At 72.1% G+C, this 26,432-nt stretch carries 25 protein-coding genes, 2 tRNA genes and 1 pseudogene; 14 read left to right on the forward strand and 14 right to left on the reverse strand.

Going from position 1 to position 26,432, the window contains the following annotated elements:
* Positions 1-57: 57 nt before the first annotated feature.
* Both AB0O11_RS16555 and AB0O11_RS16560 read left to right on the forward strand, forming a co-directional pair.
* A tRNA-Phe gene (locus AB0O11_RS16555) sits at positions 58-134 on the forward strand.
* A gap of 396 nt (positions 135-530) precedes the next feature.
* Positions 531-1,016 (forward strand): DUF3995 domain-containing protein, encoded by a 486-nt coding sequence (locus tag AB0O11_RS16560; RefSeq protein WP_363386628.1) that lies wholly within the window; start codon positions 531-533, stop codon positions 1,014-1,016.
* Here AB0O11_RS16560 and AB0O11_RS16565 read toward each other — a convergent pair.
* Both AB0O11_RS16565 and AB0O11_RS16570 read right to left on the reverse strand, forming a co-directional pair.
* On the reverse strand, positions 979-2,052 hold the full coding sequence (locus AB0O11_RS16565; RefSeq protein ID WP_363386630.1) for an alpha/beta fold hydrolase: 1,074 nt from the start codon (positions 2,050-2,052) through the stop codon (positions 979-981). The two genes, AB0O11_RS16560 and AB0O11_RS16565, sit on opposite strands and share 38 nt — an antisense overlap.
* A gap of 36 nt (positions 2,053-2,088) precedes the next feature.
* On the reverse strand, positions 2,089-3,009 hold the full coding sequence (locus tag AB0O11_RS16570) for a zinc-binding dehydrogenase (RefSeq protein WP_363386632.1): 921 nt from the start codon (positions 3,007-3,009) through the stop codon (positions 2,089-2,091).
* Between the two features lie 195 nt (positions 3,010-3,204).
* Here AB0O11_RS16570 and AB0O11_RS16575 point away from each other — a divergent pair, with 195 nt between their 5' ends.
* Complete coding sequence (locus tag AB0O11_RS16575; protein ID WP_363386634.1) at positions 3,205-4,161, forward strand: LysR family transcriptional regulator; 957 nt, start codon at positions 3,205-3,207, stop codon at positions 4,159-4,161.
* Positions 4,162-4,198: 37 nt separating this feature from the next.
* Here the strand turns inward: AB0O11_RS16575 and AB0O11_RS16580 are convergent, their stop codons facing one another.
* Together AB0O11_RS16580 and AB0O11_RS16585 are read right to left on the reverse strand one after the other, a co-directional pair.
* Complete coding sequence (locus AB0O11_RS16580) at positions 4,199-5,122, reverse strand: hypothetical protein (RefSeq protein WP_363386636.1); 924 nt, start codon at positions 5,120-5,122, stop codon at positions 4,199-4,201.
* Positions 5,119-5,637: a SigE family RNA polymerase sigma factor gene (locus AB0O11_RS16585; RefSeq protein ID WP_363386638.1), complete on the reverse strand. Its 519-nt coding sequence runs from the start codon at positions 5,635-5,637 to the stop codon at positions 5,119-5,121. Before AB0O11_RS16585 ends, AB0O11_RS16580 begins: the two co-directional genes overlap by 4 nt.
* A 201-nt stretch (positions 5,638-5,838) precedes the next feature.
* On the opposite strand from AB0O11_RS16585, the gene hrpA reads away from it, so the two are divergent.
* Both hrpA and AB0O11_RS16595 read left to right on the forward strand, forming a co-directional pair.
* Positions 5,839-9,759, forward strand: a complete 3,921-nt coding sequence (gene hrpA / locus AB0O11_RS16590) for an ATP-dependent RNA helicase HrpA (protein WP_363387078.1) — start codon at positions 5,839-5,841, stop codon at positions 9,757-9,759.
* A 121-nt stretch (positions 9,760-9,880) separates the two neighbouring features.
* Positions 9,881-9,954: transfer RNA gene (locus AB0O11_RS16595), tRNA-Asp, on the forward strand.
* 357 nt (positions 9,955-10,311) lie between these two features.
* On the opposite strand, the gene bldC is transcribed toward AB0O11_RS16595, so the two are convergent.
* Together bldC and AB0O11_RS16605 are read right to left on the reverse strand one after the other, a co-directional pair.
* Entirely contained in the window at positions 10,312-10,518 is a 207-nt protein-coding gene (bldC, locus tag AB0O11_RS16600) for a developmental transcriptional regulator BldC (protein ID WP_014137253.1), read from the reverse strand.
* A 487-nt stretch (positions 10,519-11,005) separates the two neighbouring features.
* Positions 11,006-11,929: a hypothetical protein gene (locus tag AB0O11_RS16605; protein ID WP_363386641.1), complete on the reverse strand. Its 924-nt coding sequence runs from the start codon at positions 11,927-11,929 to the stop codon at positions 11,006-11,008.
* 249 nt (positions 11,930-12,178) lie between these two features.
* On the opposite strand from AB0O11_RS16605, the gene AB0O11_RS16610 reads away from it, so the two are divergent.
* Both AB0O11_RS16610 and AB0O11_RS16615 read left to right on the forward strand, forming a co-directional pair.
* Positions 12,179-13,294 (forward strand): Glu/Leu/Phe/Val dehydrogenase dimerization domain-containing protein, encoded by a 1,116-nt coding sequence (locus tag AB0O11_RS16610; protein ID WP_224280996.1) that lies wholly within the window; start codon positions 12,179-12,181, stop codon positions 13,292-13,294.
* A 384-nt stretch (positions 13,295-13,678) separates the two neighbouring features.
* Entirely contained in the window at positions 13,679-13,936 is a 258-nt protein-coding gene (locus tag AB0O11_RS16615) for a DUF3073 domain-containing protein (protein ID WP_363386644.1), read from the forward strand.
* Between the two features lie 162 nt (positions 13,937-14,098).
* Here AB0O11_RS16615 and purM read toward each other — a convergent pair whose 3' ends face one another.
* From purM to AB0O11_RS16630, 3 genes are all read right to left on the reverse strand, one after another.
* Entirely contained in the window at positions 14,099-15,184 is a 1,086-nt protein-coding gene (gene purM, locus AB0O11_RS16620; RefSeq protein WP_363386647.1) for a phosphoribosylformylglycinamidine cyclo-ligase, read from the reverse strand.
* A 98-nt stretch (positions 15,185-15,282) separates the two neighbouring features.
* A complete protein-coding gene (purF, locus tag AB0O11_RS16625; RefSeq protein ID WP_363386650.1) occupies positions 15,283-16,866 on the reverse strand; it encodes an amidophosphoribosyltransferase in 1,584 nt (527 codons plus the stop codon).
* Between the two features lie 295 nt (positions 16,867-17,161).
* On the reverse strand, positions 17,162-18,007 hold the full coding sequence (locus AB0O11_RS16630; protein WP_363386653.1) for a diacylglycerol kinase: 846 nt from the start codon (positions 18,005-18,007) through the stop codon (positions 17,162-17,164).
* Positions 18,008-18,133: 126 nt separating this feature from the next.
* Between AB0O11_RS16630 and AB0O11_RS16635 the strand changes: the two genes are divergently transcribed.
* Complete coding sequence (locus AB0O11_RS16635; RefSeq protein WP_363386656.1) at positions 18,134-19,417, forward strand: adenylosuccinate synthase; 1,284 nt, start codon at positions 18,134-18,136, stop codon at positions 19,415-19,417.
* A gap of 127 nt (positions 19,418-19,544) precedes the next feature.
* Positions 19,545-20,147: a GNAT family protein gene (locus AB0O11_RS16640; RefSeq protein WP_363386659.1), complete on the forward strand. Its 603-nt coding sequence runs from the start codon at positions 19,545-19,547 to the stop codon at positions 20,145-20,147.
* A gap of 34 nt (positions 20,148-20,181) precedes the next feature.
* Here AB0O11_RS16640 and AB0O11_RS16645 read toward each other — a convergent pair whose 3' ends face one another.
* Entirely contained in the window at positions 20,182-20,337 is a 156-nt protein-coding gene (locus AB0O11_RS16645) for a hypothetical protein (RefSeq protein WP_363386662.1), read from the reverse strand.
* A gap of 335 nt (positions 20,338-20,672) precedes the next feature.
* Here AB0O11_RS16645 and AB0O11_RS16650 point away from each other — a divergent pair, with 335 nt between their 5' ends.
* From AB0O11_RS16650 to metG, 3 genes are all read left to right on the forward strand, one after another.
* Positions 20,673-21,521, forward strand: a complete 849-nt coding sequence (locus AB0O11_RS16650) for a helix-turn-helix transcriptional regulator (RefSeq protein ID WP_363386665.1) — start codon at positions 20,673-20,675, stop codon at positions 21,519-21,521.
* Entirely contained in the window at positions 21,518-21,730 is a 213-nt protein-coding gene (locus AB0O11_RS16655; protein WP_363386668.1) for a DUF397 domain-containing protein, read from the forward strand. The genes AB0O11_RS16650 and AB0O11_RS16655 overlap by 4 nt, the downstream gene beginning before the upstream one ends.
* A gap of 132 nt (positions 21,731-21,862) precedes the next feature.
* Positions 21,863-23,596: a methionine--tRNA ligase gene (gene metG, locus AB0O11_RS16660; RefSeq protein WP_363386670.1), complete on the forward strand. Its 1,734-nt coding sequence runs from the start codon at positions 21,863-21,865 to the stop codon at positions 23,594-23,596.
* Positions 23,597-23,668: 72 nt separating this feature from the next.
* Here the strand turns inward: metG and AB0O11_RS16665 are convergent, their stop codons facing one another.
* From AB0O11_RS16665 to AB0O11_RS16675, 3 genes are all read right to left on the reverse strand, one after another.
* Positions 23,669-24,079, reverse strand: coding sequence for a hypothetical protein (locus tag AB0O11_RS16665; RefSeq protein ID WP_363386673.1), 411 nt, complete (start codon positions 24,077-24,079; stop codon positions 23,669-23,671).
* Positions 24,080-24,259: 180 nt separating this feature from the next.
* On the reverse strand, positions 24,260-24,604 hold the full coding sequence (locus tag AB0O11_RS16670) for a hypothetical protein (RefSeq protein WP_363386676.1): 345 nt from the start codon (positions 24,602-24,604) through the stop codon (positions 24,260-24,262).
* Positions 24,544-25,245: a serine hydrolase domain-containing protein gene (locus AB0O11_RS16675; RefSeq protein WP_363386679.1), complete on the reverse strand. Its 702-nt coding sequence runs from the start codon at positions 25,243-25,245 to the stop codon at positions 24,544-24,546. The genes AB0O11_RS16670 and AB0O11_RS16675 overlap by 61 nt, the downstream gene beginning before the upstream one ends.
* Between AB0O11_RS16675 and AB0O11_RS16680 the strand changes: the two are divergent.
* Positions 25,142-25,381 (forward strand): annotated as a pseudogene (locus AB0O11_RS16680) (sensor histidine kinase); the annotation flags it as partial. The gene AB0O11_RS16675 and the pseudogene AB0O11_RS16680 overlap by 104 nt on opposite strands.
* Complete coding sequence (locus tag AB0O11_RS16685) at positions 25,345-25,995, forward strand: response regulator transcription factor (protein ID WP_363386682.1); 651 nt, start codon at positions 25,345-25,347, stop codon at positions 25,993-25,995. The pseudogene AB0O11_RS16680 and the gene AB0O11_RS16685, both read left to right, overlap by 37 nt.
* On the opposite strand, the gene cutA is transcribed toward AB0O11_RS16685, so the two are convergent.
* Positions 25,985-26,398, reverse strand: coding sequence for a divalent-cation tolerance protein CutA (cutA, locus tag AB0O11_RS16690; protein ID WP_363386685.1), 414 nt, complete (start codon positions 26,396-26,398; stop codon positions 25,985-25,987). The two genes, AB0O11_RS16685 and cutA, sit on opposite strands and share 11 nt — an antisense overlap.
* Positions 26,399-26,432 lie beyond the last annotated feature (34 nt).

The raw sequence follows: 26,432 nt of genomic DNA on the forward strand, positions 1-26,432 counted from the left end.
ACGCCAACAGCAGCGCACAAGGGCGGACGGCACGGCACAACGACGGACTCTGTGCCCGGCCAGACCTAGGCAGTTGGGGGCCCTGATCCGGCCTGAAAAGCGGAAGGTCGCCGGTTCGACCCCGGCCCTGGCCACAATGCCTGACCAGGCACGATGCCCTCGAAGCAGATCGCTTCGGGGGCATTTTCGTGCTGTTCGACGCCAACGGACGGCGGACGGTCACCGCCCTCCCGCCCGGCGGCACGTACGTGGACCGCGTACGTGACGCGCGCGGCCGCACCGGCACCCACCACATCACCTACGAGTTCGGACTCTCCGACGGGCGGATCCTGCGTACTCGGGTGTCGCATCGGGTCGACCGCACCGGGTACGGCGCGAGCACGTGGGCGCACACCCTCCGCGATCAGCTGGACGTGACAGAGGGACGGACAGGTGTCAGCCCCGCAAGGCCCGGGTTCCCCCTGGAGGGGGAGGGGGTACCGCCCGCGGGATGATCCGGCGGGGTGGGGTGGCGCGGGACGGTGGGTGGCATGGAGACGACACGGAACACGGGCTGGAACCGGGTGATGCCGGCGGCGGGACGGGCGGCAGCGGGGTGGGCGGTGGCCTTCGCGCTGGTGCACGTGTACTGGCTGGCGGACGGGCGGCTGGGGCTGCCGGACGGCCGGTCGGTGTGGAGCAGCACCCCACTGCTGGTGATCGACGTGATCGCGATCCCGCTGTGCGCGGTGGCCGCGGCGGTGGCGCTGGCGCCGCTGCGGCGGTGGGGCGCGCGGGTGCCGCCCCGGCTGCTGGGCTTCGCACTGTGGGGCACCACCGCGCTGCTGGTGCTGCACGCCACGCCGTCCGTGCCGGACTGGATCGCGCTGGCCACCGGCAGCCGGTCGGGTGCCGAGCTGGATGCGATGGCGCGGTTCGCGACCTTCGGCTACGAGCCGTTCTTCCTGGTCGGCGGCCTGCTGTTCGCGGTCACCTCGCTCAGCCGCCGCGCGGTGCACCGGTCAGCCGCGCGGTGAGCCAGTCGGCGGTGGCGGGAAGCCAGTCCGGCAGGGCGGTGCCGAGCAGGTGGTTGCCGTGCGGGACGAGCAGCAGTCGGGCATCCGGGGCACGCTCGGCCAGGGCGGCGGCGTTGGTGACGCCCGGGATGCGGTCCTCGTCGCCCTCGACCACCAGCAGCGGGACGGTGATCGTCGGCGCGAGGGCGGTCAGGTCCACCCGGTCGGCGAAGGCGCGGGCCGCCTCGTCTCCGCCGCAGCGCTGGGCCAGGGTCGCGGTGACGAACGGGACCAGGCCGTCCCAGTCCAGCCGGTACGGGCCGCTGACCACGGCGGCCGCGCACAGCCGCGGCTCGCGGGCGGCGGCCTCGGCTGCGTAGTAGCCGCCCAGGCTGAGGCCGATCACGGCGGTCCGGGCGAGGTCCAGCCCCGCGCGGCCGGCCAGCGCGTCGAGAGCGCGGCCGACCACCCGGTGGTACTCCGGCTCCGGCACGCTGCCGGCGGCCAGTACGCCCTGTCCGGGCCCGTCGACGGCGAGCACCGCGACGCCCCGGGCGAGCAGGGCCTCGGCCACCGCGTGGAACTCCTCCTTGGCCGAGTCCATCCCCGGCACCACCACGACCACCGGGGCCGCTCCCCCGCCGGCCGCCGGGCGGCGCAGCCAGCCCGCGAAGCCCTCGCCCTCGACCCGCTGCGCCCCCGGGTCGAGCAGCGCCAGCGCCCGCCGCATCGCCTCGTCGGCCTCGTCGGCGGCCTCGGCCGCGGCGGCCCGGTCGGGGTGCGGGAGCAGCCCGGCGAAGTGGTACCAGCGGGCGGCGCTCCGGTACCCCTCACCGGCGGTGACGGTACGGCCCCCGGCGGCGGCCCGCTCCGCCGCCTCGGCGTACCGGCGACCGGCGGCCCGGCAGGCGGCCGGCCAGTCGCGCAGCGAGGTCAGCGGGGCGGTCACCCGGGCGTACTCGTACGGGTCCAGGCCGGCGCCGTGGGCGCGCGGGCGGTTCTCCTCGACGAAGGCGGGCAGCAGGCCGGGGGCGTCGAGGAAGGAGAGGTCGGGCACGGCGGGAGTTCCCTTCGAATCGGTCGGAGCGGGGGCTCAGGCGAGGGTCAGGACGGCCTTGCCGCGGATCCGGCGCTCGCGCAGGTCGGTGAGCACGGCGGCGGTCTCCGCCCAGGGCGCGACCCGGCCGAGCTCCGGGCTCAGCCGCCCCTCCCTGGTCAGCCGCACCAGGGTGGCCAGGTCGGTGCCGTCGGAGACGTCCGAGTCCGCGTAGTGGAAGTGCCGGACGACCGCCGACTCCGGGCCCTTGAAGAAGTCGAAGAAGTCGAGCGTGACGGGTGTCCGGGAGGCCTGGCCGAACCAGATCAGGGTGCCGCGCCGGGCCAGCCGGGCCAGCGCGAGCGGCAGCGCGGCGCCGCCGGTGGACTCCAGCACCAGGTCGTACGGCCCGCGGGCCGCGCCCGTCCCGTGGACCACCTCGGCCGCTCCCAGCTCGACCAGCCGCCGCCCGCGCTCCGGGGAGGCGGTGACGGCGGTCAGCTCGGCCCCGGCCGCGGCGGCCAGCTCGGTCACGTAGTGCCCGACGCCGCCGGCGGCCCCGGTCAGCAGCACCCGCCGTCCGGCCAGCGGCCCCGCCGCCCGGAGCAGCCGCAGCGCGGTGAGGCCGGCCAGCGGCAGCGCGGCCGCCCGCACGGCGTCCAGGCCGTCGGGCAGCTCGGCGAGGGAGGAGGTCGGGACGCACACGTACTCGGCCCACCCCCCGGCCGGCGGATGCCCCACCACCCGGCGGCACGCGGCGGGCCCCGACCCGTCGGCGGCGGCCTGCACCACCAGCCCGGCCACGTCCTTCCCCGGCCGCCACCCGGCCCGGGGCGCCTCCAGCTGGAAGGTCTCGCCCCGGTTCACCGAGAACGCCTCCACCTTCACCAGCGCCTCCCCCGGCCCCGGCCGTGGCTGCTCCACCTCCGCGAACCGCACCGGCTCCGCCGCCCGCCCCGTCGCCACCAGCGCCTTCATCCCCACTCCTCCGTCGGACACCCCCTCACCTCACCCCGCGCCGCGCACCCGGTCCAACAACCGGAGGCGCGCGACGACAACCACCGGTTGTGCGGCCGGAAGGGACGCGCCGGAGGCGGTACGGGCGACGCGGCGACCCGCGGGCCCGAGGCGCCCCGCCGACGGGAGGCCGAAGCCAGGCCCTAGGGTGCCGGGGTGGATCTGGATCTGGCGCAGGTGCGGGCCTTCGTCGTCGCGGCCGAGGAGTTGCACTTCGGGCGGGCGGCCGGGCGGTTGGGGATCAGCCAGCAGGGGCTGTCGAAGCGGGTGGCGCGGCTGGAGGCGGCGCTGGGGGTCCGGCTGCTGGACCGGGACGCGCGCGGGGTGGGGCTGACCGGGGCCGGGCAGCGGTTCCTGGAGCCGGCCCGGCGGGTGCTGGCGCAGGGGGAGCGGGCGGTCGCCGCCGCGGGGTGCGCCGCGCGTCCGCTGCGGATCGACGTGTGGGGGCACCTGTACGCCCCGATGCGCACGCTCGCGCAGGCGGTGGACGCGGCGCCGGGACTGCAGGTGGAACCGGTGCCCGGCCGGGACCTGCCGTCCGTCGCGGCGGCCGTGCTGCGCGGGGAGGCGGACGCCGGATTCGGCCGGGTGCACCGGCTCCCCGGCGACGAGGGCGAGTTGACGCACCGGCTGGTCCGGCTGGAGCCCGTGGACGCGCTGCTGAGCACCGACCATCCGCTGGCCGGCCGGGACGCCCTGCGCCCGGACGAACTGCGGGGCAGCGTGCTGCGCTACCCGGCGGCGGTGGACCGGCTGGACTTCCTCACCCGCTTCGCCACCCGCTTCGGGATCTCCCACCGGGTCGGCTCGACCAACCTGGGCCTGGAGCACTTCGTGGAACAGGTCCGCGCCGACCCGGCCTGCTTCTCCCTCGTCCCCGCCGACGGCCCGCTCCCCGGGCGCCCGGGCGTCCGCACCGTCCCACTGGCGGACCCGACCCCGCTCTACGCCTGGTCGCTCCTGTGGCGCACCGGCCCGGCCACCGACCAGCACCCCCGACTCGACGATCTGCTCCGGGCGTTCACCGCCGAGGCGGCCCGCAACCGGTGGCTGGAGTACGACCCGGCCCGCGACTGGCTCCCGGACGCCGACCAGGCCGCGCTCAGCCCCTGACGGCCACCGCGGCCACCCGGCCGGTCCGGTCGGCGACTCAGGAGGTCCGGAGCCAGAGCTCGGTGGTGCGCTCCACCGAACCGTCCGCCTTGTAGTAGGTGACGGACGCGGCGTCGGTGCCCGGCTTCGCGCCGAGGGCGTAGTAGCGGAACGGGGAGTCCCCGACCACGACCGGCACCGCCTCGGTGGTGCCGCCGGCCTTCCAGGTGACCACGACCTTCGCGATCTCGGCCCGGACCCCTTCGATCACCACCGGTGGAACGCCCGAATCGTGGTGGACACCGAGCGACGCGCCGCCGACGGCGGCCGGGTACCGGCCCGGGCCGGAGACCGCGGGCAGGGCGTCGTCCCGCTGCCGCTTGCCGTCCACGGTGTAGTAGTAGTTCACCCTGTCGATGTTCGGGTCCCAGTTGATGTCGATGTCCTTCTGGGTGACGGGCTGTACGTCCGGGTTGGCCTCGCGCTGCTCCGCCCGGATCAGCCGCGCCTGCTCGGCGAAGTCCTCCTTGCTGGAGGGAGCCGGCCACAGGGCGACCCAGGCCTGCCAGGTGTGGCCGTTCGCCGTACCCTCGGCGACCTTGACCCGCACCGGGTTGAACGGGTCCCGGGAGGCGGGAGCGCTCGGGGCGGCGGCCACGGAGCCGGGTGCGCTCGGGACGGCGGCCGCGGAGCCGGGAGCGGCCGGCGCGGAGGCCGGGGTCGAGGCCGCCACCACGGTCGAGACGGCCGCCCGGCCGCGCTCGCCGAGCACCGCCGTACCGCCGGCGACTCCGGCGACCAGCACCGCCGCCGCCCCGGCGGTCAGCAGCCGCCGGCGACACAGCCGCCGCCGGCCTCCGGCGACCAGCCGGTCGTACGGGACCGTTCCGGTGTCGACGCTCCCGGCCAGTTCGCCCAGGGCCCGCACGGCCGCCGACTCGTCGCCGGTCTCCGTGCCCCCGGGCAGGAACCCGTTGTTCATCTCGCCCCTCCGATGCTCGTCAGTCCGATGAGTGAGGAGACCCCGCGGAGTTTGGCCAGCCCTTTGGCCGCCTGGCTCTTCACCGTGCCGACCGAGCAGCCCATCGCCGCCGCGGTCTGGGTCTCGCTGAGGTCCTCCCAGTACCGCAGCACCACGGCCTGGCGCTGGCGCGGCGGCAGGGTGCCGAGCGCGGCGAGCAGCACGGCCCGGTCGTCCGGGTCGGCGCCGGCCGGCGCGGGCCGGTCCGGGAACGCGGTGACCGGGTACTCGACCAGCCGCCGCCGGAACCGTCTGGCGTGCTCGTTGATCACGATCCGGCGCACGTAGGCGTACGGGTCGTCCGCAGCACGCACCCTGTTCCAGGCCGCGTAGGCCCGCTCCAGCGCCTGCTGGACCAGGTCCTCGGCGCCGTGCCGGTCACCCGCGAGCAGGTACGCCGTCCTGAGCAGCCGTGACCACGCGCTGCCGACGAACGTCCGGAACTCCTCGTCCCGGGCGGTCTTGTGGGCTCCCATGAGCACCTCCTCGACCCCCCAGAGCCCGGGACCGCCGCGAACCGTTGCCCGTCGTTCGCGATTCGCCGCCGACGGCTGTGACACTGGAGGGGCTCGAAAACCGAGGTGCGCTCCGCCGTGCCTCCTTGCGAACCTAGAGGGATGCCCGCAGTGAGTTCTCCCGCAGTCCAGTCCGCCACCGCCCCCACCGAGGGTCCCGGAATCGGTGAGCTGGCCGCCCGCCTGCCCGAGCTGACCCTGCGCGACCAGGTGCGGATCGGGCGCCGGCTGGAGGGGGCCCGTCGGGTCCGCAAGCCCGAGGCCCGGCAGAAGATCGCCGCCGAGATCGTTGCCGACATCGACCGCGCCGAGCTGGTCGTCGAGCGGCGCCGGCAGGCCGTCCCGAGGATCGGCTATCCCGCCGAGCTCCCGGTCAGCCAGAAGAAGGACGAGATCCTGGCGGCGATCCGGGACCACCAGGTGGTGATCGTCGCGGGCGAGACCGGATCCGGCAAGACCACCCAGATCCCGAAGATCTGCCTGGAGCTCGGCCGGGGCGTGCGCGGCCTGGTCGGCCACACCCAGCCGCGCCGGATCGCCGCCCGCACGGTGGCCGAGCGGGTCGCCGAGGAGCTGGACAGCCCGCTCGGCGAAGCGGTCGGCTGGAAGGTCCGGTTCACCGACCAGGTCGGCCAGGACACCCTGGTCAAGCTGATGACGGACGGCATCCTGCTCGCGGAGATCCAGACCGACCGCGACCTGCACCAGTACGACACCCTGATCATCGACGAGGCGCACGAGCGCAGCCTCAACATCGACTTCATCCTCGGCTACGTCAAGCAGCTGCTCCCCCGCCGCCCGGACCTCAAGGTCGTGATCACCTCCGCGACCATCGACCCGGAACGCTTCGCCCGGCACTTCAACGACGCCCCGATCATCGAGGTCTCCGGCCGCACCTACCCGGTGGAGGTCCGCTACCGGCCGATCGTCGACGACGTCGACGACGAGGCGGACGAGGCCGACCGCGACCGGGACCAGATCCAGGCGATCTGCGACGCCGCCGAGGAGCTCCAGGCCGAGGGCCCGGGCGACATCCTGGTCTTCCTCTCCGGCGAGCGCGAGATCCGCGACACCGCCGACGCCCTCGGCCGGCTGAAGCTGAAGAACACCGAGATCCTGCCGCTGTACGCCCGGCTCAGCTCGGCCGAGCAGCACAAGGTCTTCCAGCGCTCGCGCAGCCGTCGGATCGTGCTGGCCACCAACGTGGCCGAGACCTCGCTGACCGTCCCCGGCATCAAGTACGTGATCGACCCGGGCACCGCCCGGATCTCCCGCTACAGCCACCGCACCAAGGTGCAGCGGCTGCCGATCGAGGCGATCAGCCAGGCCAGCGCCAACCAGCGCAAGGGCCGCTGCGGCCGCACCTCGGACGGCATCTGCATCCGGCTCTACTCGGAGGAGGACTTCCTCTCCCGCCCCGAGTTCACCGACGCCGAGATCCTGCGCACCAACCTGGCCTCGGTGATCCTCCAGATGACCGCGGCCGGCCTCGGCGACATCGCCGCCTTCCCGTTCCTGGACCCGCCGGACTCGCGCAACATCAAGGACGGCATCCACCTGCTGCACGAGCTGGGCGCGCTCGACCCGGACGAGAAGGACCCGCGCAAGCGTCTGACCCAGCTCGGCCGCAAGCTCGCCCAGCTCCCGGTGGACCCGCGGATGGCCCGCATGGTGCTGGAGGCGGACCGCAACGGCTGCGTCCGCGACGTCATGGTGATCGCCGCCGCGCTCTCCATCCAGGACCCGCGCGAACGCCCGGCGGAGAAGCGCCAGGCCGCCGACGACCGGCACCGCCGGTTCACCTCGGAGACCTCCGACTTCCTCTCCTACCTGGCGATGTGGCGCTACGTCCGGGAGCAGCAGCGGGAGCTCTCCTCCTCGGCCTTCCGCCGGATGTGCAAGTCGGAGTTCCTCAACTACCTGCGGATACGGGAGTGGCAGGACATCTACACCCAGCTGCGCACGGTGGCGAAGCAGTTGGGCGTGACGATCGAGGAGCCGCACCCCGACGCCGAGCCGGACGCCGACCGGATCCACCAGTCGCTGCTGGCCGGCCTGCTCTCCCACATCGGCCTGTACGACGTGGAGAAGCGCGAGTACGGCGGCGCGCGCGGCGCCCGGTTCGCTGTCTTCCCCGGCTCCGGCCTGTTCAAGAAGCCGCCGCGCTGGGTGATGTCGGCCGAGCTGGTGGAGACCTCCCGGCTCTGGGCGCGGATCAACGCCAGGATCGAGCCGGAGTGGGTCGAGCCGCTGGCCGGCCACCTGATCAAGCGCAGCTACAGCGAGCCGCACTGGGAGAAGAAGGCCGGCGCGGTGCTGGCGTACGAGAAGGTGACCCTCTACGGGATGCCGGTCGTCGCCCAGCGCAAGGTCAACTACGGGAGGATCGACCCGGAGCTCTGTCGCGAGCTGTTCATCCGCAACGCGCTGGTCGAGGGCGACTGGGAGACCCACCACAGGTTCTTCGCGGAGAACCGCAAGCTGCTCGGCGAGGTCGAGGAGCTGGAGAACCGGGCCCGCCGCCGGGACATCCTGGTGGACGACCAGACCCTGTTCGACTTCTACGACGCCCGGCTGCCCGAGGAGATCGTCTCCACCCGGCACTTCGACTCCTGGTGGAAGAAGGCCCGGCACGAGCAGCCGGACCTGCTGAACTTCGAGAAGTCGATGCTGATCAACGACTCCGCGGACGGCGTCACCGAGGCCGACTACCCGGACCACTGGCAGCAGGGCAAGCTCCGCTTCAAGCTGACCTACCAGTTCGAGCCGGGAAGCGACGCGGACGGCGTGACGGTGCACATCCCGCTGCCGGTGCTCAACCAGGTCACCGCGGAAGGCTTCGACTGGCAGATCCCCGGCCTGCGGGAGGAGCTGGTCACCGCGTACATCAAGTCGCTGCCGAAGGCGATCCGGCGCAACTTCGTCCCGGCACCGGACTTCGCCCGGGCGGCGCTGCGCGCGGTGAAGGACCGCCAGGAGCTGCTGCTCCCGGCCCTGGAGCACGCCCTGAAGCGCCTGACGGCGGTCACCGTGCCGCCGGAGGCCTGGGACGACGAGCGCGTGCCGGACCACCTCAAGGTGACCTTCCGGGTGGTGGACGGGCGCCGCAGGCTCGCCGAGTCCAAGGACCTGGAGGAGCTGCGGCTGAAGCTCAAGCCCAAGCTCAAGGAGACGCTCTCCTCGGCCGCCTCCGGCCAGGGCATCGAGCAGAGCGGGCTGACCGCCTGGCCGGCCTCGCTGCCGGTGCTCCAGCGCACCTTCGAGCAGCGCTCGCGCGGCCACTCGATGCGCGCCTACCCGGCCCTGGTGGACGAGGGCGGGTCGGTCGGCGTCAAGCTGTTCGACACCCCGGAGGCGCAGGCCCAGTCGATGTGGGAGGGGACGCGGCGGCTGCTGATGCTGACCACCAACTCGCCGGCCAAGTCGATCCAGGGCCGGCTGGGCAACCAGGCGAAGCTGGCGCTCTCGCACAGCCCGCACGGCTCGATCGGTGCCCTGTTCGAGGACGTCGTGGCCGCCGCGACGGACCGGCTGATGGCCCTGGCCGGCGGCCCGGCCTGGGACGAGGCGGCCTTCGGCAAGCTGCACGACAAGGTGCGCGCGGACCTGTACGACCTGTCCGCGGACACCACGCTGAAGACGGCCACCGCGCTGATCGCCTTCCACAAGGCCTCGACCCGGCTGAAGACGGTGGGCAGCCCGGTGCTGCTGAACGCGGTGAACGACATCCGGCTGCACCTGGCCTCGCTGGTGCACCCGGGCTTCGTGACGGCCGCCGGCTGGCAGCGGCTGCCGGACCTCAAGCGCTACCTGCTGGCGGTGGACCGCCGCCTGGAGGCGCTGCCCAACCACCCCCAGCGGGACGCCCAGCAGCTGCTGAAGGTGCAGCAGGTCCAGCAGGCGTACGGGGAGCTGCTGGCGGCGGTGCCGGCCGGGCACCAGCCGTCCACGGAGGTGCGGGCGATCCGCTGGATGATCGAGGAGCTGCGGGTCAGCTTCTTCGCCCAGTCACTGGGCACGCCGAGCCCGGTCTCGGAGAAGCGGATCGTGAAGGCGATGGAGGCGGCGCGGGCGACCCTCTGACCCGGGCGGTGCTCTGAGCTGCGGGGGCCTTCAGGAGCCAGTTCGACCTGGAGGCCCACCATGGGCTACGATCTGTCTTGTTCGCAGCGCGGCAAGCGAGTGAACGAGATCAGAAAACTCTGGTCCCGTGGAGCAGTTGGTTAGCTCGCCACCCTGTCAAGGTGGAGGTCGCGGGTTCAAGTCCCGTCGGGATCGCCGCAGTGCGAAAGGCCCGGAACCGTCAGGTTCCGGGCCTTTCGCTTTTGACCGTTCGGCTCCTTACCCCGACTAGGTCTAGACCACAAGTGACGGACCGTGTGACGGTCGTCACGCCACCCCCTCCGGAGCGGGCCCCTTGGAACCCTCTCCAGAACCTCGCTAATTTAATATGTAAAATTGTACAGGTATTCACTGTAAATCCCCCCCGCCCCACGCGCATCAAATCGTTATCCGGAGTTCAACATTCCGACCGGTTGGCCGGTACCGAACACCGTCGGGCGAGCACGACAAAGGGGCCGCTTACCGGACCCGGCGGAGTCCGGTAAGCGGCCCCTTTAAAGAGCCTTTGGCCTATCAGGCCTCAGTGCGCTGGGCGGGAATCCCGGCCAGCAGAGCGCGCACCTCCGCCTCACGGTAACGGCGGTGACCGCCGAGCGTGCGAATCGACGTCAGCTTGCCCGCCTTGGCCCAACGGGTGACCGTCTTCGGGTCCACGCGGAACATGGTGGCAACCTCTGCCGGCGTCAGCAGCGGCTCAGCATCAGGGGTACGAGCGGTCATGAGCGGCCTCCTCGGGAGAACCGAACCAGGGCGGTTCTATCCTTCAAATTCTGCACCTTGGCCCGCGATGCCCGAAATGGCATAGACGGGCCGAGTCGGTTATAGGACGAACGGCTTGTCCTGGTGTCTACAACTACACCATCCGTCCAGCCCTATCGACCAAACCGCCAAAATTGACCCCTCACGGGTTCAAGGCCGACGGATGGCGATGGACCACCCCATAACGGACAGTCACAAAGCAATGACATCCGGTTACGAGGGGACCAGACCCTCCGTTTCCCCGCAAAGCACGCATCGACTCCAGAACCACCCAAAAGTGGGCACGCTCACGTGAAGTTGGGCTGGTTGTCCCATTTTTGCACATAGGGGTAAGTTCGCGTCAACGGTGAGTAGTGTCACGTTCGACAGCTATTGACCCGAACCAGGACCTTGGTCATCGCGCCCGCGGTCCTTAGGACTCTTACAGTCATACACGCACGGTCCGACGTCAGTTCGCGTGCCGCAGCGCCAGCACCCGGCGCCACCGCGCCGTCAGTTCCCCGTGCACGCGCAGTGCCTCGGCGGTGTCCCCCGCCCGAAGCGCGCGCAGCCCCTCCTCCAGCTCCCCCGCCGAACGGTCCGCCAGCAGCCGCTCCGGGCCCAGCAGATGCACCAGGCCCCCGTAGTCCAGTTCCACCAGCGAGCGCGGGTGGAACTCCTCCAGCCAGCGCCCGACCAGCTCCGCCCCCTGCACCAGCTCCCCGTCCGGCAGCGCCTCGCGCAGCGCCCGGAAGGCCCGCGCCACCCGCCGGCGCGCCTGCGCCATCGGCACCAGGTAGAACAGTGCCGCCGGCCGGTCCCCCCGCTCCTGCCCTTCTTCTTCCCCTCCCCGTCCGTCCGCCGGCCCGGCCCCGCCCGGCACGAAGCAGCGGTCCTCGTCCCCGAACGGCAGGAACCAGTGCACCGGCACCTCCCACCTGCTGGTCAGGATCCACGGCCGGGCGTCCGGGTGCTCGGACCGCCAGCGCTCCCGGTCCGCCTCGGCGGCCGCCCGGGTCACCGGCGGCAGCGCGGTGTCCAGCAGCGCCACCGGCACCCCGGCCCGCAGCTCCTCCAGCGCCTGCCAGCTGCGCAGTCTGGTCGCCCACGGGGAGACGTACAGTACGCCGTCCACCACCCGCAGGTACGCCCGCCCGCTCTCCCGCTCGGGCAGCGCCCGGGGCGTGCGGGCGGCCAGCCCGGCGAGCGCCTCCCGCTGCTCCTCCAGCACCGCCGCCGCCACCGGCTGCGCCGGCTCCACGGCGTCCGGCCCGTGCTCCGCCGCGTAGGCCCGCCAGTGCGCCCGCTCGGCCTCCGGGTAGGCGGCCAGCGGCTCGTACACCCGCAGGTGGGCCGCGTAGGGCGGCTGTACGGAAGTGCGTACGACGGTCACGTCCTGCATGGTCGCACGCGCCGCCGGGCCCCGGGAGAGCACGCCCCCGAACCGTTCGCATCCGCACCCTGCACCCGTTCCCGTCTCACCCTTCGGACGACTGGCCCCAGCTCGGACGAGACGGCGGATCGGCGGCGCGCACGCGGCTACGCTTCGCCTTAGGCGCCCGCACCACAGCAGCGGGCCTTCGATACTGGAGTCACCACAGTGACCGACGTACAGACCCCCGCCACGCACCCCGCACCCGGCGTGCTCAGCAGGATCTTCCGTACCGAACAGGACGGTGCCCCCGGCGACGGTCACGAGCAGGTCGTCCTCTGCCACGACCGCAGCTCGGGCCTGAAGGCGATCATCGCCATCCACTCGACCGCCCTGGGCCCGGCCCTCGGCGGCACCCGCTTCTTCCCGTACGCCTCCGAGGAGGCGGCGCTGGAGGACGCGCTGAACCTGTCCCGCGGAATGTCCTACAAGAACGCGCTGGCCGGACTGGACCTCGGCGGCGGCAAGGCCGTCATCATCGGCGACCCGAACAAGGACAAGAACGAGGCGATGCTCCGGGCCTACGGCCGCTTCGTCGAGTCCCTGCGCGGCCGCTACATCACCGCCTGCGACGTGGGCACCTACGTCCAGGACATGGACGTCATCGCCCGCGAGACCGAGTTCGTGACCGGCCGCTCGCCCGAGCACGGCGGCGCCGGCGACTCGTCCATCCTGACCGCCTTCGGCGTCTTCCAGGGCATGCGCGCCACCGCCCAGGCCCGCTGGGGCCAGCCGACCCTGCGCGGCAAGCGGGTCGGCGTCGCGGGTGTCGGCAAGGTCGGCCACTACCTGGTCGGTCACCTGGTCGCGGACGGCGCCACGGTCGTCGTCACCGACGTCTCCGAGGCTGCCGTCAACCGCGTGCGCGCGGCCCACCCGGAGGTGGAGGTGGTCGCCGACACCGCCGCCCTGATCCAGGCCAAGCTGGACGTCTACGCCCCCTGCGCCCTCGGCGGCGCACTGACCGACGCCACGGTGGCGGCGCTGGGCGAGCTCGGCACCTCGATCGTCTGCGGCGCGGCCAACAACCAGCTGGCCCACCCGGGCGTCGAGAAGGACCTGGCCGACCGCGGCATCCTCTACGCGCCGGACTACCTGGTGAACTCCGGCGGCGTCATCCAGGTCGCCGACGAGATCGACGGCTTCAACTTCGAGCGGGCCAAGAACAAGGCGACCAGGATCTTCGACACCACCCTGGAGATCTTCACCCGGGCCGCCACCGACGGCGTCCCGCCGGCGGTCGCCGCCGACCGCCTGGCCGAGAAGCGGATGCGCGAGATCAGCGCCCTGCGCACGGTGCTGCTGCCCGGCGCCCGCCGCGCCTGACCGGGCCGGTGACCGACCCCGTGATGCGCGGGTGGCCTCCACAGCGGCCACCCGCGCATCACGATGTGGAACCGGATTCTCACTTCTCCGCCCGAACGGGTGATCCGAGGTCCCCGTAGGGGGGATAATCGATCCCGGAACGACGGAGCCGAGCCACCACCGAACAGCGCGCAAACCGCCGCAAAACCTCCGCTGACCTGGGAAGACCCGGTCGCGGACGCGGTCTGTGCGCGCCACGTCACACCGACGACGTACCGTCCGGCGGCGGAAACAGGTACCGTTAATGCTCCAGGGGACGGCTTCTCCACTTCGGGCAGGCCGATCCCGAACATGAACACGTGTCAGACTCGGGGCCGTGAGCCCCGCCGTTGAGGGGGTCGACCCATGGGGCGCGGCCGGGCCAAGGCCAAGCAGACGAAGGTCGCCCGCCAGCTGAAGTACAACAGCGGCGGCTTCGACGCTAACCGTCTGTCCAACGAGCTGGGCGTATCTCCGTCCACCGCCTCGATCGAGCCGGAGCCGATCGAGGAAGAGGACGACGACGACCCGTACGCGGAGTACGCAGCCCGCTACGGCGACCTCGATGACGAGGACGACAACGAGCCGGGCACCGGGCCGTCGCGGGCCTCCCGCCGCTCGTAACCACAGCAGTCCCGCCGGCCGGTCCGGGCGCCCAGGGCGCCGGGCCGGTCTTCGGCGTTCCCTCGTACCGCGTTGCTCCGCACGGTCCGCCGACGGCCTGCACCGCGTGCGAGAGGGCCCCTCCGGTGCACCGGAGGGGCCCTCTCGTCGTCACGGTCCGGGTCAGTTCGCCCGGAAGCCCTCGTAGGCGTTGTAGAGGGCCGCGCCGCCCTCGTGCTCGTCGGTGCGCTCGACGATGTCGCCGAGCAGCCAGGCCTCCACGCCGCGGTCCTCCAGGATCGACAGCACGACGTCCACCGAGTGCGGCGGGACGACCGCGACCATGCCGACGCCCATGTTCAGCGTCTTCTCGATCTCCAGGGTGGCCACCCGGCCGACCTCGGCGACGGTCCGGAAGACCGGCAGCGGGGTCCAGGTGCCGCGGTCCAGGCGGGCGTGCAGGCCGTCCGGGATCACCCGGGCCAGGTTGGCCGCCAGGCCGCCACCGGTGACGTGCGAGAAGGCGTGCACCTCGGTGGCGCGGGTGAGCGCCAGGCAGTCCAGCGAGTAGATCCGGGTCGGCTCCAGCAGCTCCTCGCCGAGGGTGCGGCCGAACTCCTCGACCTTGCGGTCCAGCTTCCAGCCGGCCTCGTTCAGCAGCACGTGGCGGACCAGCGAGTAGCCGTTGGAGTGCAGGCCGGAGGCGGCCATCGCGATCACCACGTCGCCGGCCCGGACCCGGTCCGCGCCGAGCAGCGCGTCGGCCTCCACCACACCGGTGCCGGCGCCCGCGACGTCGTACTCGTCCGGGCCCAGCAGGCCCGGGTGCTCGGCGGTCTCGCCACCGACCAGGGCGCAGCCGGCCAGCGCGCAGCCCTCGGCGATGCCCTTGACGATCGCGGCGACCCGCTCCGGGACGACCTTGCCGACGCAGATGTAGTCGGTCATGAACAGCGGCTCGGCGCCGCACACCACCAGGTCGTCGACGACCATGCCGACCAGGTCGTGGCCGATGGTGTCGTGCTTGTCCATGGCGGCGGCGATGGCCACCTTGGTCCCCACGCCGTCGGTGGCCGAGGCCAGCAGCGGCCGCTCGTAGTCCTTGAAGGCGGACACGTCGAAGAGGCCGGCGAAGCCGCCGAGACCGCCGACCACCTCGGGGCGGTTGGCCTTCTTCACCCACTGCTTCATGAGCTCGACGGCGCGGTCGCCCGCCTCGATGTCGACACCGGCGGCGGCGTAGGTGGCGCCGTTCTGGTTGCTGGTCACTGCGTGCGGCCCTTTCGGGTCAGGTGGGGGCGGTTCTTGAACAGCCGGGGGTGGAACAGCGGTGGGGCCCCGGTTCGCGGGACCCCACCGTGCGTTCGTTACGGGCGGCGCAGCGCGTCGGCCGCGCCCGCCCCGCCGAGCAGCGCCTGGACGCCGTCCAGGTCACTGCCGCTGGTCGGCTTGCCACGGACGGCCGGCTGCTGCTGGCCGCCCTTGATCTCGGCCTCCAGCAGGAGCTTGCCGAGCAGCGCCGGGTCCGGCAGCTCCATCGGGTACTCGCCGTCGAAGCAGGCCCGGCAGAGCCGGTCCTTCGGCTGGGTGGTGGCCTCGATCATGCCGTCGATCGAGATGTAGGCGAGCGAGTCGGCGCCGAGCGTGCGGCCGATCTCCTCCACCGTCATCCCGTTGGCGATCAGCTCCGCGCGGGTGGCGAAGTCGATGCCGAAGAAGCAGGGCCACTTCACCGGCGGCGAGGAGATCCGGATGTGCACCTCGGCGGCGCCCGCCTCGCGCAGCATCCGCACCAGCGCGCGCTGGGTGTTGCCGCGCACGATCGAGTCGTCCACGACCACCAGGCGCTTGCCCGCGATGACCTCGCGCAGCGGGTTGAGCTTGAGCCGGATGCCGAGCTGGCGGATGGTCTGGCTGGGCTGGATGAAGGTGCGGCCCACGTAGGCGTTCTTCACCAGGCCGGAGCCGTACGGGATGCCGCTGGCCTCGGCGTAGCCGATCGCGGCGGGGGTGCCGGACTCGGGCGTCGCTATCACCAGGTCCGCCTCGACGGGCGCCTCCTTCGCCAGCCGGCGGCCCATCTCCACGCGGGAGAGGTGCACGTTGCGGCCGGCGATGGTGGTGTCGGGGCGGGCCAGGTAGACGTACTCGAAGACGCAGCCCTTGGGCTTGGCCTCGGCGAACCGGGAGGTGCGCAGGCCGTTCTCGTCGATGGCGATGAGCTCGCCGGGCTCGACCTCGCGGATGAAGGAGGCGCCGACGATGTCCAGCGCCGCCGTCTCGGAGGCGACCACCCAGCCGCGTTCCAGCCGGCCGAGCACCAGCGGGCGGATGCCCTGCGGGTCGCGGGCGGCGTAGAGGGTGTGCTCGTCCATGAAGACGAGCGAGAACGCGCCCTTGACCTTGGGCAGCACGACCTTGGCCGTCTCCTCGATGGAGAGGTCCGGGTGGCCGGCGAGCAGGGCCGTCACCAGGTCGGTGTCGTTGGTCGCGGCGGTCCGGCCGGAGCGCGAGACGTGCTCCTCGCCGGGGAGTTCGGCGACCATGGCCGCCAGTTCGGCGGTGTTCACCAGGTTTCCGTTGTGCCCGAGGGCCAGCGAACCGTTCACGGTCGCCCGGAAGGTCGGCTGGGCGTTCTCCCAGACCGAGGAACCGGTGGTCGAGTAGCGGGCGTGTCCGACGGCGATATGCCCGTGCAGCGACCCCAGCGAGGCCTCGTCGAAGACCTGGGAGACGAGTCCCATGTCTTTGAAGACGAGAATCTGGGAGCCGTTGCTCACTGCGATGCCCGCGGATTCCTGACCGCGGTGCTGCAGGGCGTAAAGGCCGAAGAACGTGAGCTTGGCGACCTCCTCGCCGGGAGCCCAGACACCGAAGACGCCACACGCGTCCTGGGGGCCTTTCTCACCGGGAAGAAGATCGTGGTTGAGTCTTCCGTCACCACGTGGCACGTCTTCGAGTCTAGGGCAGCTGACTCGGCCTTCCGGAACCCGGGACTGCGGGTTTGTCCGCCGACCACGAGTTAACGCGCGTAGACAAAACCCCTTACGGGGCCGGGATTTCGGGTGGGGGGAATTCCGGCGGGTGGCGGTTGGCCTTGTGGTTCGCGCCCGTTGGGGAGTTCCGTGTGCGTAGCGGCGGGGGTCGGCGCGCGGACGAACGTGAGCCTGCTCACCCGGGCGTTCACCGGGCGGTCGCGCGGACGATTCCGCGGCGACCAGGCCCGTTCCACGCCGCCGGCAGCCGCTACGCCGCCGGCAGCAGCAGGCCCCAGGCCCCCGGGTGCACCGTCCAGGTCCGGGCCCGGACCGGGCCGACCGGGTGGCCGTCCGCCTCGTAGCCGAAGCCGCGCCCGACCACCGAGACGCTCGCCGCCCGGGCGCGCACCAGGGCGCCGGAGGCCGCGACCACGACCTCCATCTCACCCGTCCCGTCCGAGGCGCCGGACGGGAGCGTGACCTGGACCAGCCGGACCGGCCGGTGGACGTCCGCGAGCAGTCGGCCGTCGGCCTCGACCCGGACCCGGGAGCTGTGGTCGGCACCGTCCGGGGTGAGTGCGTTCGCCTGCTCGGCCGCAGCCAGTTTCGCCCATAGCGAACGCCAGCCACCCGTACGGCCCACCGGCCGACGCGCACCCCCGCCGGTGATCCGCACCCCGCCCAGCGCCACTCCGCCGCCGTCGTCCACCAGCAGGTCCAGTCGGCGCGGCGCGCCCGACAGCACGGCCCGCGCGGCCCGCACCGGCTCCCCCGGCACGCCGAGCGCGCGGGCCGCCGCCAGCTCCTCCGAGCGGCCGACCGGAACCATGCCCACCGGTTCTGCGCCCAGCTCACGCTGCCGGTGCAGGGCCTGGAGCACCCGTTGCAGCGCGAGGTCGGAACCGATCACCACCGGTCGCCTCCGCCCCCGGTGCGAAAGCACCCGGTCGAGCTCGGAAGGGCTCTCCGGAAAGGCCACCTTGGCGTCCGCGCCCCCGCAGAGCACGTCCTTCGCGATCCGCACCGACTCGCCGTCGGTCTGCCGGGCCACCGGGTCGAGGAGCAGCAGGAGCGGCTCCGGGCCGCCGGTAGCAGGCGTGGACAGGGACGACACGACCGGTCCTTCCTCAGGTAATCTCTCGGTGCAAGAGCCCCTTGCGCCATTGCGCCAGGGGCTTCGTCTATCTCGGGGCAGACTGCGGCCTACGCAGGATGCCCCAACCGGAAGGGGTGTACGCCTGTGCCGGCACTCGTGCTCGTTGGCGCTCAGTGGGGAGACGAGGGCAAGGGGAAGGCCACCGACCTCCTCGGCGGCTCCGTCGACTACGTGGTCCGCTACCAGGGCGGCAACAACGCCGGTCACACGGTGGTCATCGGCGACCAGAAGTACGCCCTGCACCTGCTGCCTTCCGGAATCCTCAGCCCGAACGTGACGCCGGTGATCGGCAACGGCGTCGTGATCGACCCGGCCGTGCTGCTCTCCGAGCTGGCCGGCCTGAACGAGCGCGGCATCGACACCTCGAAGCTGCTGGTCTCGGGCAACGCCCACCTGATCACGCCGTACCACCGCACCCTGGACAAGGTCACCGAGCGCTTCCTCGGCAAGCGCCGGATCGGCACCACCGGCCGCGGCATCGGCCCGACCTACGCGGACAAGATCAACCGCGTCGGCATCCGGGTCCAGGACCTGTTCGACGAGTCGATCCTGCGCCAGAAGATCGAGGCGGCGCTGCACGACAAGAACCAGATCCTGGTCAAGCTGTACAACCGCCGCACCATCCCGGCCGACCTGGTGGTCGAGGAGTACCTGGGCTACGCGGAGAAGATCAGGCCCTTCCTCGCCGACACCACCCTCGTCCTGGACGAGGCGCTGAAGGCGAACAAGGTCGTCCTGCTGGAGGGCGGCCAGGGCACCCTGCTCGACGTCGACCACGGCACGTACCCCTTCGTGACCTCGTCGAACCCGACCGCGGGCGGCGCCTGCACCGGCGCCGGCATCGGCCCGACCAAGATCGACCGGGTCATCGGCATCCTCAAGGCCTACACCACCCGCGTCGGCTCCGGCCCGTTCCCGACCGAGCTGTTCGACGCGGACGGCGAGGCGCTGCGCCGGATCGGTGGCGAGCGCGGTGTCACCACCGGCCGCGACCGCCGCTGCGGCTGGTTCGACGCCGTCATCGCGCGCTACGCGACCCGGGTCAACGGCCTCACCGACTTCTTCCTCACCAAGCTGGACGTGCTGACCGGCTGGGAGCAGATCCCGGTCTGCGTCGCGTACGAGATCGACGGCAAGCGGGTCGAGGAGCTCCCCTACAACCAGTCGGACTTCCACCACGCCAAGCCGGTCTACGAGACCCTGCCGGGCTGGAACGAGGACATCAGCAAGGCGAAGTCCTTCGCCGAGCTGCCGAAGAACGCCCAGGCCTACGTGAAGGCGCTGGAGGAGATGTCGGGCGCGCCGATCTCGGCCATCGGCGTCGGCCCGGGCCGCGACGAGACGATCCAGATCAACTCGTTCATCTGAGCCCGGCCTCGCGTTCCGAGGGCCCCGCGGATCCGTTCCGCGGGGCCCTTCGCCGTACCCGGTGCAGACATTTGCACTAGTGCAGACATCTATTGCGTCTAGTGCAGAGCCCCGCTACGTTCGGATCATGACCGCGAAGCTGCCCTCACCCGTCACCCTCACCGGCCGCCACATCCGCCTGGAGCCGCTGGAGCGCCGCCACCTCTCCGGCCTCTGGGACTCCATCGGCCACGACCCCGAGGTCTGGCGCTGGATCCCCGTCCACGTGCCCGCCTCGGAGGAGGACCTCGGCGCGCTGCTCGACGTCCGCCTCGCCGAGGCGGCGAGCGGGGAGTCGGTCTACTTCGCCGCCGTCGACCTCGCGAGCGGCACGGCGGTCGGCGTCACCGGCTACCACGACTTCAGCGCGGAGAACGAGTACCTGGAGATCGGCGGCACCTGGTACGCCCGCTCGGTCTGGCGCACGGCGGTCAACACCGAGGCCAAGCTGCTGCTGCTCACCCACGCCTTCGAGGAGCTGGGCATGGGCCGCGTCTTCTGGAAGACCGACGCCCGCAACGAGCGTTCGCGCACCGCGATCCAGCGCCTCGGCGCGCAGTTCGAGGGCGTCCACCGCCGCCACCGGCTCCGCCCCGACGGCACCTGGCGGGACAGCGCCTACTTCGCGATGCTCGCCGACGAGTGGCCGGCCGCCAAGTCCCGTCTGTCGGAGCGGCTTTCGCGGGGCTGAGCCGCGGATCGGCGGAGTTCGGCGGCCACTTCCGCTACTTCCGCTCGCCGGCGGCGGAACGGCCGGCCGCGAACTCCCGCTTCACCGGGCGTGGTTCGTGCGCCTGGATGTTCACCAGCCAGACCAGCCAGCCGACGAACAGGACGGCGAGCAGGAGCACCGACAGTCCGGCGACGAGGAGCGCATTCACCGGGACGCGGAAATGCGCTGAAGAGGGCGGGGCCGGCGGGGAGGGCCGGGGGGCGAGGAGAGGGGCATGGCTGTCTCCGGTCGGTGATTTCGGGCGCCGCGACCATGCATCTGGCGTGTCATTACGGCCGACTGACGGCGGTTCGACGACTGTTTAGGCGGCAACAAGTCAGTGAGTGACACGGACGACCATAGGGTCAAGGTGCCAGAGTTGCTACCGAGCGGGAAGACGTTCACTCCATCGTGGGGTATCCCCCGTTTCGCTGGCTAGGGCCCGGTGTGCGCGGCACACTTCACCGGAAGCATCGCCCCAGCCGCGACCCGGAGAAGAGAGACATGCCACCCCGCCTGTCGCCGACCGTCCGCCAGCAGCGCCTCGGGATCGAGCTGCGCAGGATGCGCGAACACGTGGGCGTCACGCCCAAGAGCCTGGCCGCCACCATCGGCACCGACCTGCCCAAGATCTCCCAGATGGAGAACGGGAAGTCGGGGATCAGCGCCGAGCGGCTCCGGATCTGGGCGCGCACCTGCGGCTGCGAGGACGGCCCCTACCTGGACGCGCTGTTGACGATGACGCAGGACCGGCGCAAGTACTGGTGGGACGGCTACCGCGGCCGGCTGCCGAACGGGATCATCGACATCGCGGAGATGGAGCACCACGCGGCCTCCCTGTCCATCCTGAACAGCACCTTCATCCCCGGCCTGCTGCAGACCCCGGAGTACGCCGCCGCGGTGTTCGAGCGGCTGCCCCCGCAGTACCGGCAGGAGGCGGACGTCCGGAAGGCGTTCCGGATCCGGCGCCAGCAGATCTTCGTCGATCACCCGAAGCCCTACAGCGCATTCCTGCACGAGTCCGCGCTGCGCATGCAGTTCGGCGGTCCGGACGTGCTGCGCGACCAGTTGCGGAGCCTGCTGGAGAATTCCGAACGGCCGGGCGTGGAGATCCGGGTGATCCCGTTCAGCGTGCCCACCTACACCGGCTCCGGGGAGAGCCTGTACCTCGCCCGCGGGCCGGTTCCGGAGCTCGACACCGTCCAGATCGATCTCTCCCACGGGCCGAAATTCGTGCACACCCAGGCCGAGCTGGCCTCCTACCGCCGGATCAAGGAGGAGACCGCGGCGATCTCGCTCGGCCCGGACGAGTCCCGGGACTTCATCCGGGCCTTACTGAAAGACTTCGCATGAGTACGTGGCGCAATACGTGGCGCAAGGCGTCGGCGAGCGGCGAGAGCACCGACTGCGTCGAGGTCAGAGCGGCGGGCGGACTGGTGGAGATCCGGGAGTCGGACCGGCCCGAGGTCATCGTGCAGACCACGCCGCGCAAGTGGGCCGCCTTCGTCCGCGGGGTGAAGTCCGGGGAGTTCGACCGGTACGGTGACTTCTCCCGGCCGTGACCTCCGGCCCGGCCCGCCGCGGACGCCGGGGCCCTTCTCTTTGCCCTAGGCTTGCAGCCCACAGTGGATCCCTGCGCCTGGCACGGCACTCCGGGTGGGGTGCGCGTGCGGGAGAAATCGGAGCATCCGAGGATGGCTCGGCACCTGATCACCAGCGCCCTTCCCTACATCAACGGGATCAAGCACCTGGGCAACATGGTCGGGTCCATGCTCCCGGCGGACGTCTACGCCCGCTACCTGCGCCGACGAGGGCACGAGGTGCTGTTCATCTGCGCCACCGACGAGCACGGCACGCCCGCCGAACTGGCCGCCCAGGAAGCCGGGTTGCCGGTCGCGGAGTTCTGCGCCCGGGCGCACGACGCGCAGCGGGCGGTGTACGACGGCTTCGCGCTCTCCTTCGACCACTTCGGCCGCAGCTCCTCGCCGCAGAACCGGGAGATCACCCAGGAGATCGCCCGCGAGCTCCAGCGCAACGGCTTCATCGAGGAGCGCGCGATCCGCCAGGTGTACTCCAACGCCGACGGCCGCTTCCTGCCGGACCGCTACATCGTCGGCACCTGCCCGCACTGCGGCTACGACAAGGCCCGCGGCGACCAGTGCGAGAACTGCACCCGGGTGCTGGACCCGACGGACCTGCTGGAACCGCGCTCGGCGATCAGCGGCAGCTCCGACCTGGAGGTCCGGGAGACCCGCCACCTGTTCCTGCTCCAGTCCAAGCTCACCGAGGAGGTCGAGGACTGGATCGCCACCCACGCCGACGACTGGCCGGTGCTGGCCTCCTCGATCGCCCGCAAGTGGCTGACGGAGGGCCTCCAGGACCGCTCGATCACCCGCGACCTGGAGTGGGGCGTCCCGGTGCCGGCCGACGTGTGGCCCGAACTGGCCGCCGAGGGCAAGGTGTTCTACGTCTGGTTCGACGCCCCGATCGAGTACATCGGCGCCACCAAGGAGTGGGCGGACGCGGCCCCGGCCGGGCAGCTGCGGGACTGGAAGTCCTGGTGGTACGAGGCCGACGAGACCGTCCGGTACACCGAGTTCATGGGCAAGGACAACGTCCCGTTCCACACCGTGATGTTCCCGGCCACGCTGCTCGGCTCGCGCCGCCCGTGGAAGAAGGTCGACTACGTCAAGGCCTTCAACTGGCTGACGTACTACGGCGGGAAGTTCTCCACCAGCCAGAAGCGCGGCGTCTTCGGCAACGACGCGCTGGAACTGCTGCCCGCCGACTACTGGCGCTACTTCATGATGGCGCACGCGCCCGAGTCGGACGACTCCAGCTTCACCTGGGACCTCTTCGCCTCGGTGGTCAACAAGGACCTCGCCGACACCCTCGGCAACTTCGTCAACCGGGTGCTCTCCTTCAGCCGCAAGCGCTTCGGCGACGACGTCCCGGGCGGCCACGCTCCGGGCGAGGCCGAGCAGCGGCTCGGCGAGCAGATCGCCGCCCTGCTCGCCGAGTACGAGGGCCAGCTGGACGCCCTCAACTTCCGCAAGGCGGCGCAGGCCCTGCGCGCGCTGTGGAGCGCGGGCAACGCGTACCTGGACGAGAAGGCGCCCTGGCTCCAGGTGAAGACCGACCCGGACGCGGCGGCGCTGACCCTGCGCACCGCGATGAACCTGATCCACCTGTACGCGGTGGTCTCCGAGCCGTTCATCCCGGCCGCCGCGGCGGCGATGCGCGGGGCCTTCACGCTGCCCGAGGACTCGCCGGCCGCCACCCGCGACTGGATCGGCCCGCAGGAGGCCCGGGCGCTGGACCTGGTGCCGGCCGGGACGGCGTTCACGGTGCCGCCGGTGCTGTTCGCCAAGATCACGGACGAGGACCTGGCGGCCTGGACGGCGCGCTTCGGCGGCTCGGCGGCGTAGCGGTCGCGCTGCGGACGTGAGGAGGCGGGGCCCGGGAGTGAACCAGGCCCCGCCTCCGTTGCGCCCCCGCCCTCAGCCGATCAGGTCCAGCGCGCCCGTCCCGGTGAGGTCGTACGCCCCGGCGAGGACCAGGAAGAGCAGCACCGCCAGCGTCAGCCCGGTGTAGTGCAGCCGCCCGAACAGGTTCCACCAGCGCCCGCGCCAGGCCAGCACCGTGCAGACCGCCATCGCCGGGCTGAACAGCAGGGCCGTCACGACCAGTGCCGGGACCGCGGTCAGCAGCGGCGAGTCGCCCAGGAACAGCGTCTGGTCGAGCGCGTTGGCGTCCGCCGTCAGCAGGACGAAGCAGCCGGTCGCGGCGAGCAGCAGCGCCCCGGTGGTCCAGCCGAGCAGCCGGACGACGGGCCGGTCCGCCCGGCCCCGGCGGCGCACCGGGCGGACCGCCGCGGCCACCGGCCGGCCCAGCACGGTCAGGACGAGCACGGCGAGGCTGCCGACCGCGACCGCCTGGTGCAGGCCGGGTGCCTGGTACCAGGAGAGCCGCTGGTAGGCGACGGTCGGGTCGGCGTCGGTGAGCAGCGCGAGGGTGCCGTCGGCGGACCGCTGGAAGGCGATCCGCGCGGTGCCGCCGACCTGCCGGAACAGGCCGGGTTCGAGCTGCTCCTACTGCGTCTCCTCCGCCTCCGGGTTCCGGGTGACCGGACCGGTGACGGTGAGCCGGCCGTGCTCGGCGGTGACGTGCAGGGAGCCCATCAGGGCGGCGGCCCTGGTGAGGTCGGCGTGGCTGGTGCGGGTGGAGCGGTAGTCGCCGGTGTAGGCGTCCAGGCCGCCGGTGAGCGGGGCGGCCGCGGCGACCGGGGCAGCGGGCAGGAAGCGGTCGAGGAAGGCGTCGAGCACCTGTTGGGTGGCCCACCCGCCGGAGGCGCCGGTGCCGTCCCCGTCGAGGGTCACGTAGAGGCCGATGCCGCGCTGCGGCAGCAGGGCCAGGTTGCTGTGGAAACCGGGCACGTCGCCGTCCTTGACCAGCAGCTGCTCGTCGCCGTGGGTGCGCTGTTCCAGCAGGTAGGCCAGGCCGGGCAGGCGCGGGTCGGGGCCGTGGTGGCGGGCCAGCAGCCGGGTGACGGAGGCCGGGTCGAGGAGCCGGCGGCCGGGCGGCCCGGGTAGCTGTCCCTGACCTGGAAGGCGGTCAGGTAGTGGTTGACGTCGGTGCCCAGGTCCAGCTTCCCCGCCGCGACCTGCTGGAGGACGGCGATCGCGGTGAACACCTTGGCGTCCGAGCCCATGAAGAAGGCGGTCCTCGCCGGATCGACCGGCTTGTTCGTCCTGACGTCCGAGACGCCGTATCCGCCGGAGAAGACCTCCCGCCCGCCGGCCACCACGGTCACGGCGGCCCCGGGGATCCGGTGCTCGGCGAGCAGCCGGGGAACCAGCCCGTCGAACAGGGCTCTCACCTCGCCGGGGTCGGGCGAGGACGGCGGCGTGCCGTTTCCGGCCGCCGGCCCGGCGGCGTGGGCCGGGGTGAGGCCCTGGAGGAAGAGGCCGAGGGCGGCCAGCGCCAGGACCGACGTCCAACTCTGGTACCAGGACGGCGTACTGAAGGCCCAGGTCACCGACGACGGCACCGGCGGCGCCGACCCCTCGCGCGGCACCGGGCTGCGCGGCCTGGAACGGCGGCTTGCTACCTTCGACGGCGTCCTGGCCGTCCGCAGCCCGCTCGGCGGCCCCACAACCCTGACGATGGAGCTGCCGTGCGAGTTGTCCTCGCCGAGGACCTCTTCCTCCTGAGGGACGGGCTGGTCCGAATGCTGGAGGCCTACGACTTCGAGGTCGTGGCCGCGGTGGACACCGGACCGGCCCTCCTGGAGGCCCTGCTCACCGAACGCCCGGACGTGGCCGTCGTGGACGTGCGGCTGCCCCCGACGTTCACCGACGAGGGACTCCAGGCGGCGCTGGAGGCACGGAAGCGGATACCCGGGCTGCCGGTGCTCGTGCTCTCCCAGTACGTCGAGCAGCTCTACGCCAAGGAACTGCTCGCCGACGGCAGCGGTGCGATCGGCTACCTGCTGAAGGACCGGGTCTTCGACCCCGACGAGTTCGTGGAGACCGTCCGCCGGGTGGCGTCCGGCGGCACCGCGCTCGACCCGCAGGTGATCGCCATGCTGGTCAGCAGCACCGAACGCAACAAGCCGCTGGACCGCCTGACGCCGCGTGAGCGCGAGGTGCTGGAGCTGATGGCGGAGGGCCGCTCCAACGCGGCGATCGCCGAGCGGATGGTGATCACCGAGCGGGCGGTGAAGAAGCACACCGCCAACATCTTCCTCAAGCTCGACCTGCCGCCCTCGGAGGAGGACCACCGTCGGGTGCTGGCCGTGCTGGCCTTCCTGGAGGTCACTCCCTGAGCTGCTCCGCCCGGTCCGCAGCGCGCGCTGCCGCCGCCGTCTCCTCGGCCGCCGTCTCCACGGCCACCGTCTCCACGGCCACCGTCTCCTCGGCCACCCAGGCGAGGTAGCCCGGGCTGCCGCCCGTCACCGGTACGGCGATCAGCTCGGGCGTCCCGTAGGAGTGCAGCCCGGCCACGAACGCGCCCAGCCGGTCCACGAGTTCGGCCCTGGTCTTGAGGTCGATCCGCCACTCCTCGGCATCCTGCACCTCGCCGTCCCACCAGTACACCGACCGTACGGGGTACACCTGGGCGCAGGCCGCCAGCCGCTCCCGCACCACGGCGGACGCCAGGGCCCGGGCCTGCTCCTCGCTCTCGTGGGTCGTGGTCACCACGACGAAGCCCTGCTCGCTCGCTGTCATGCCCCGACGGTATCCCGGGGCCGGACGGCGAACC

The sequence above is a fragment of the Kitasatospora sp. NPDC093102 genome (genome assembly GCF_040683915.1).
Taxonomy (GTDB): domain Bacteria; phylum Actinomycetota; class Actinomycetes; order Streptomycetales; family Streptomycetaceae; genus Kitasatospora.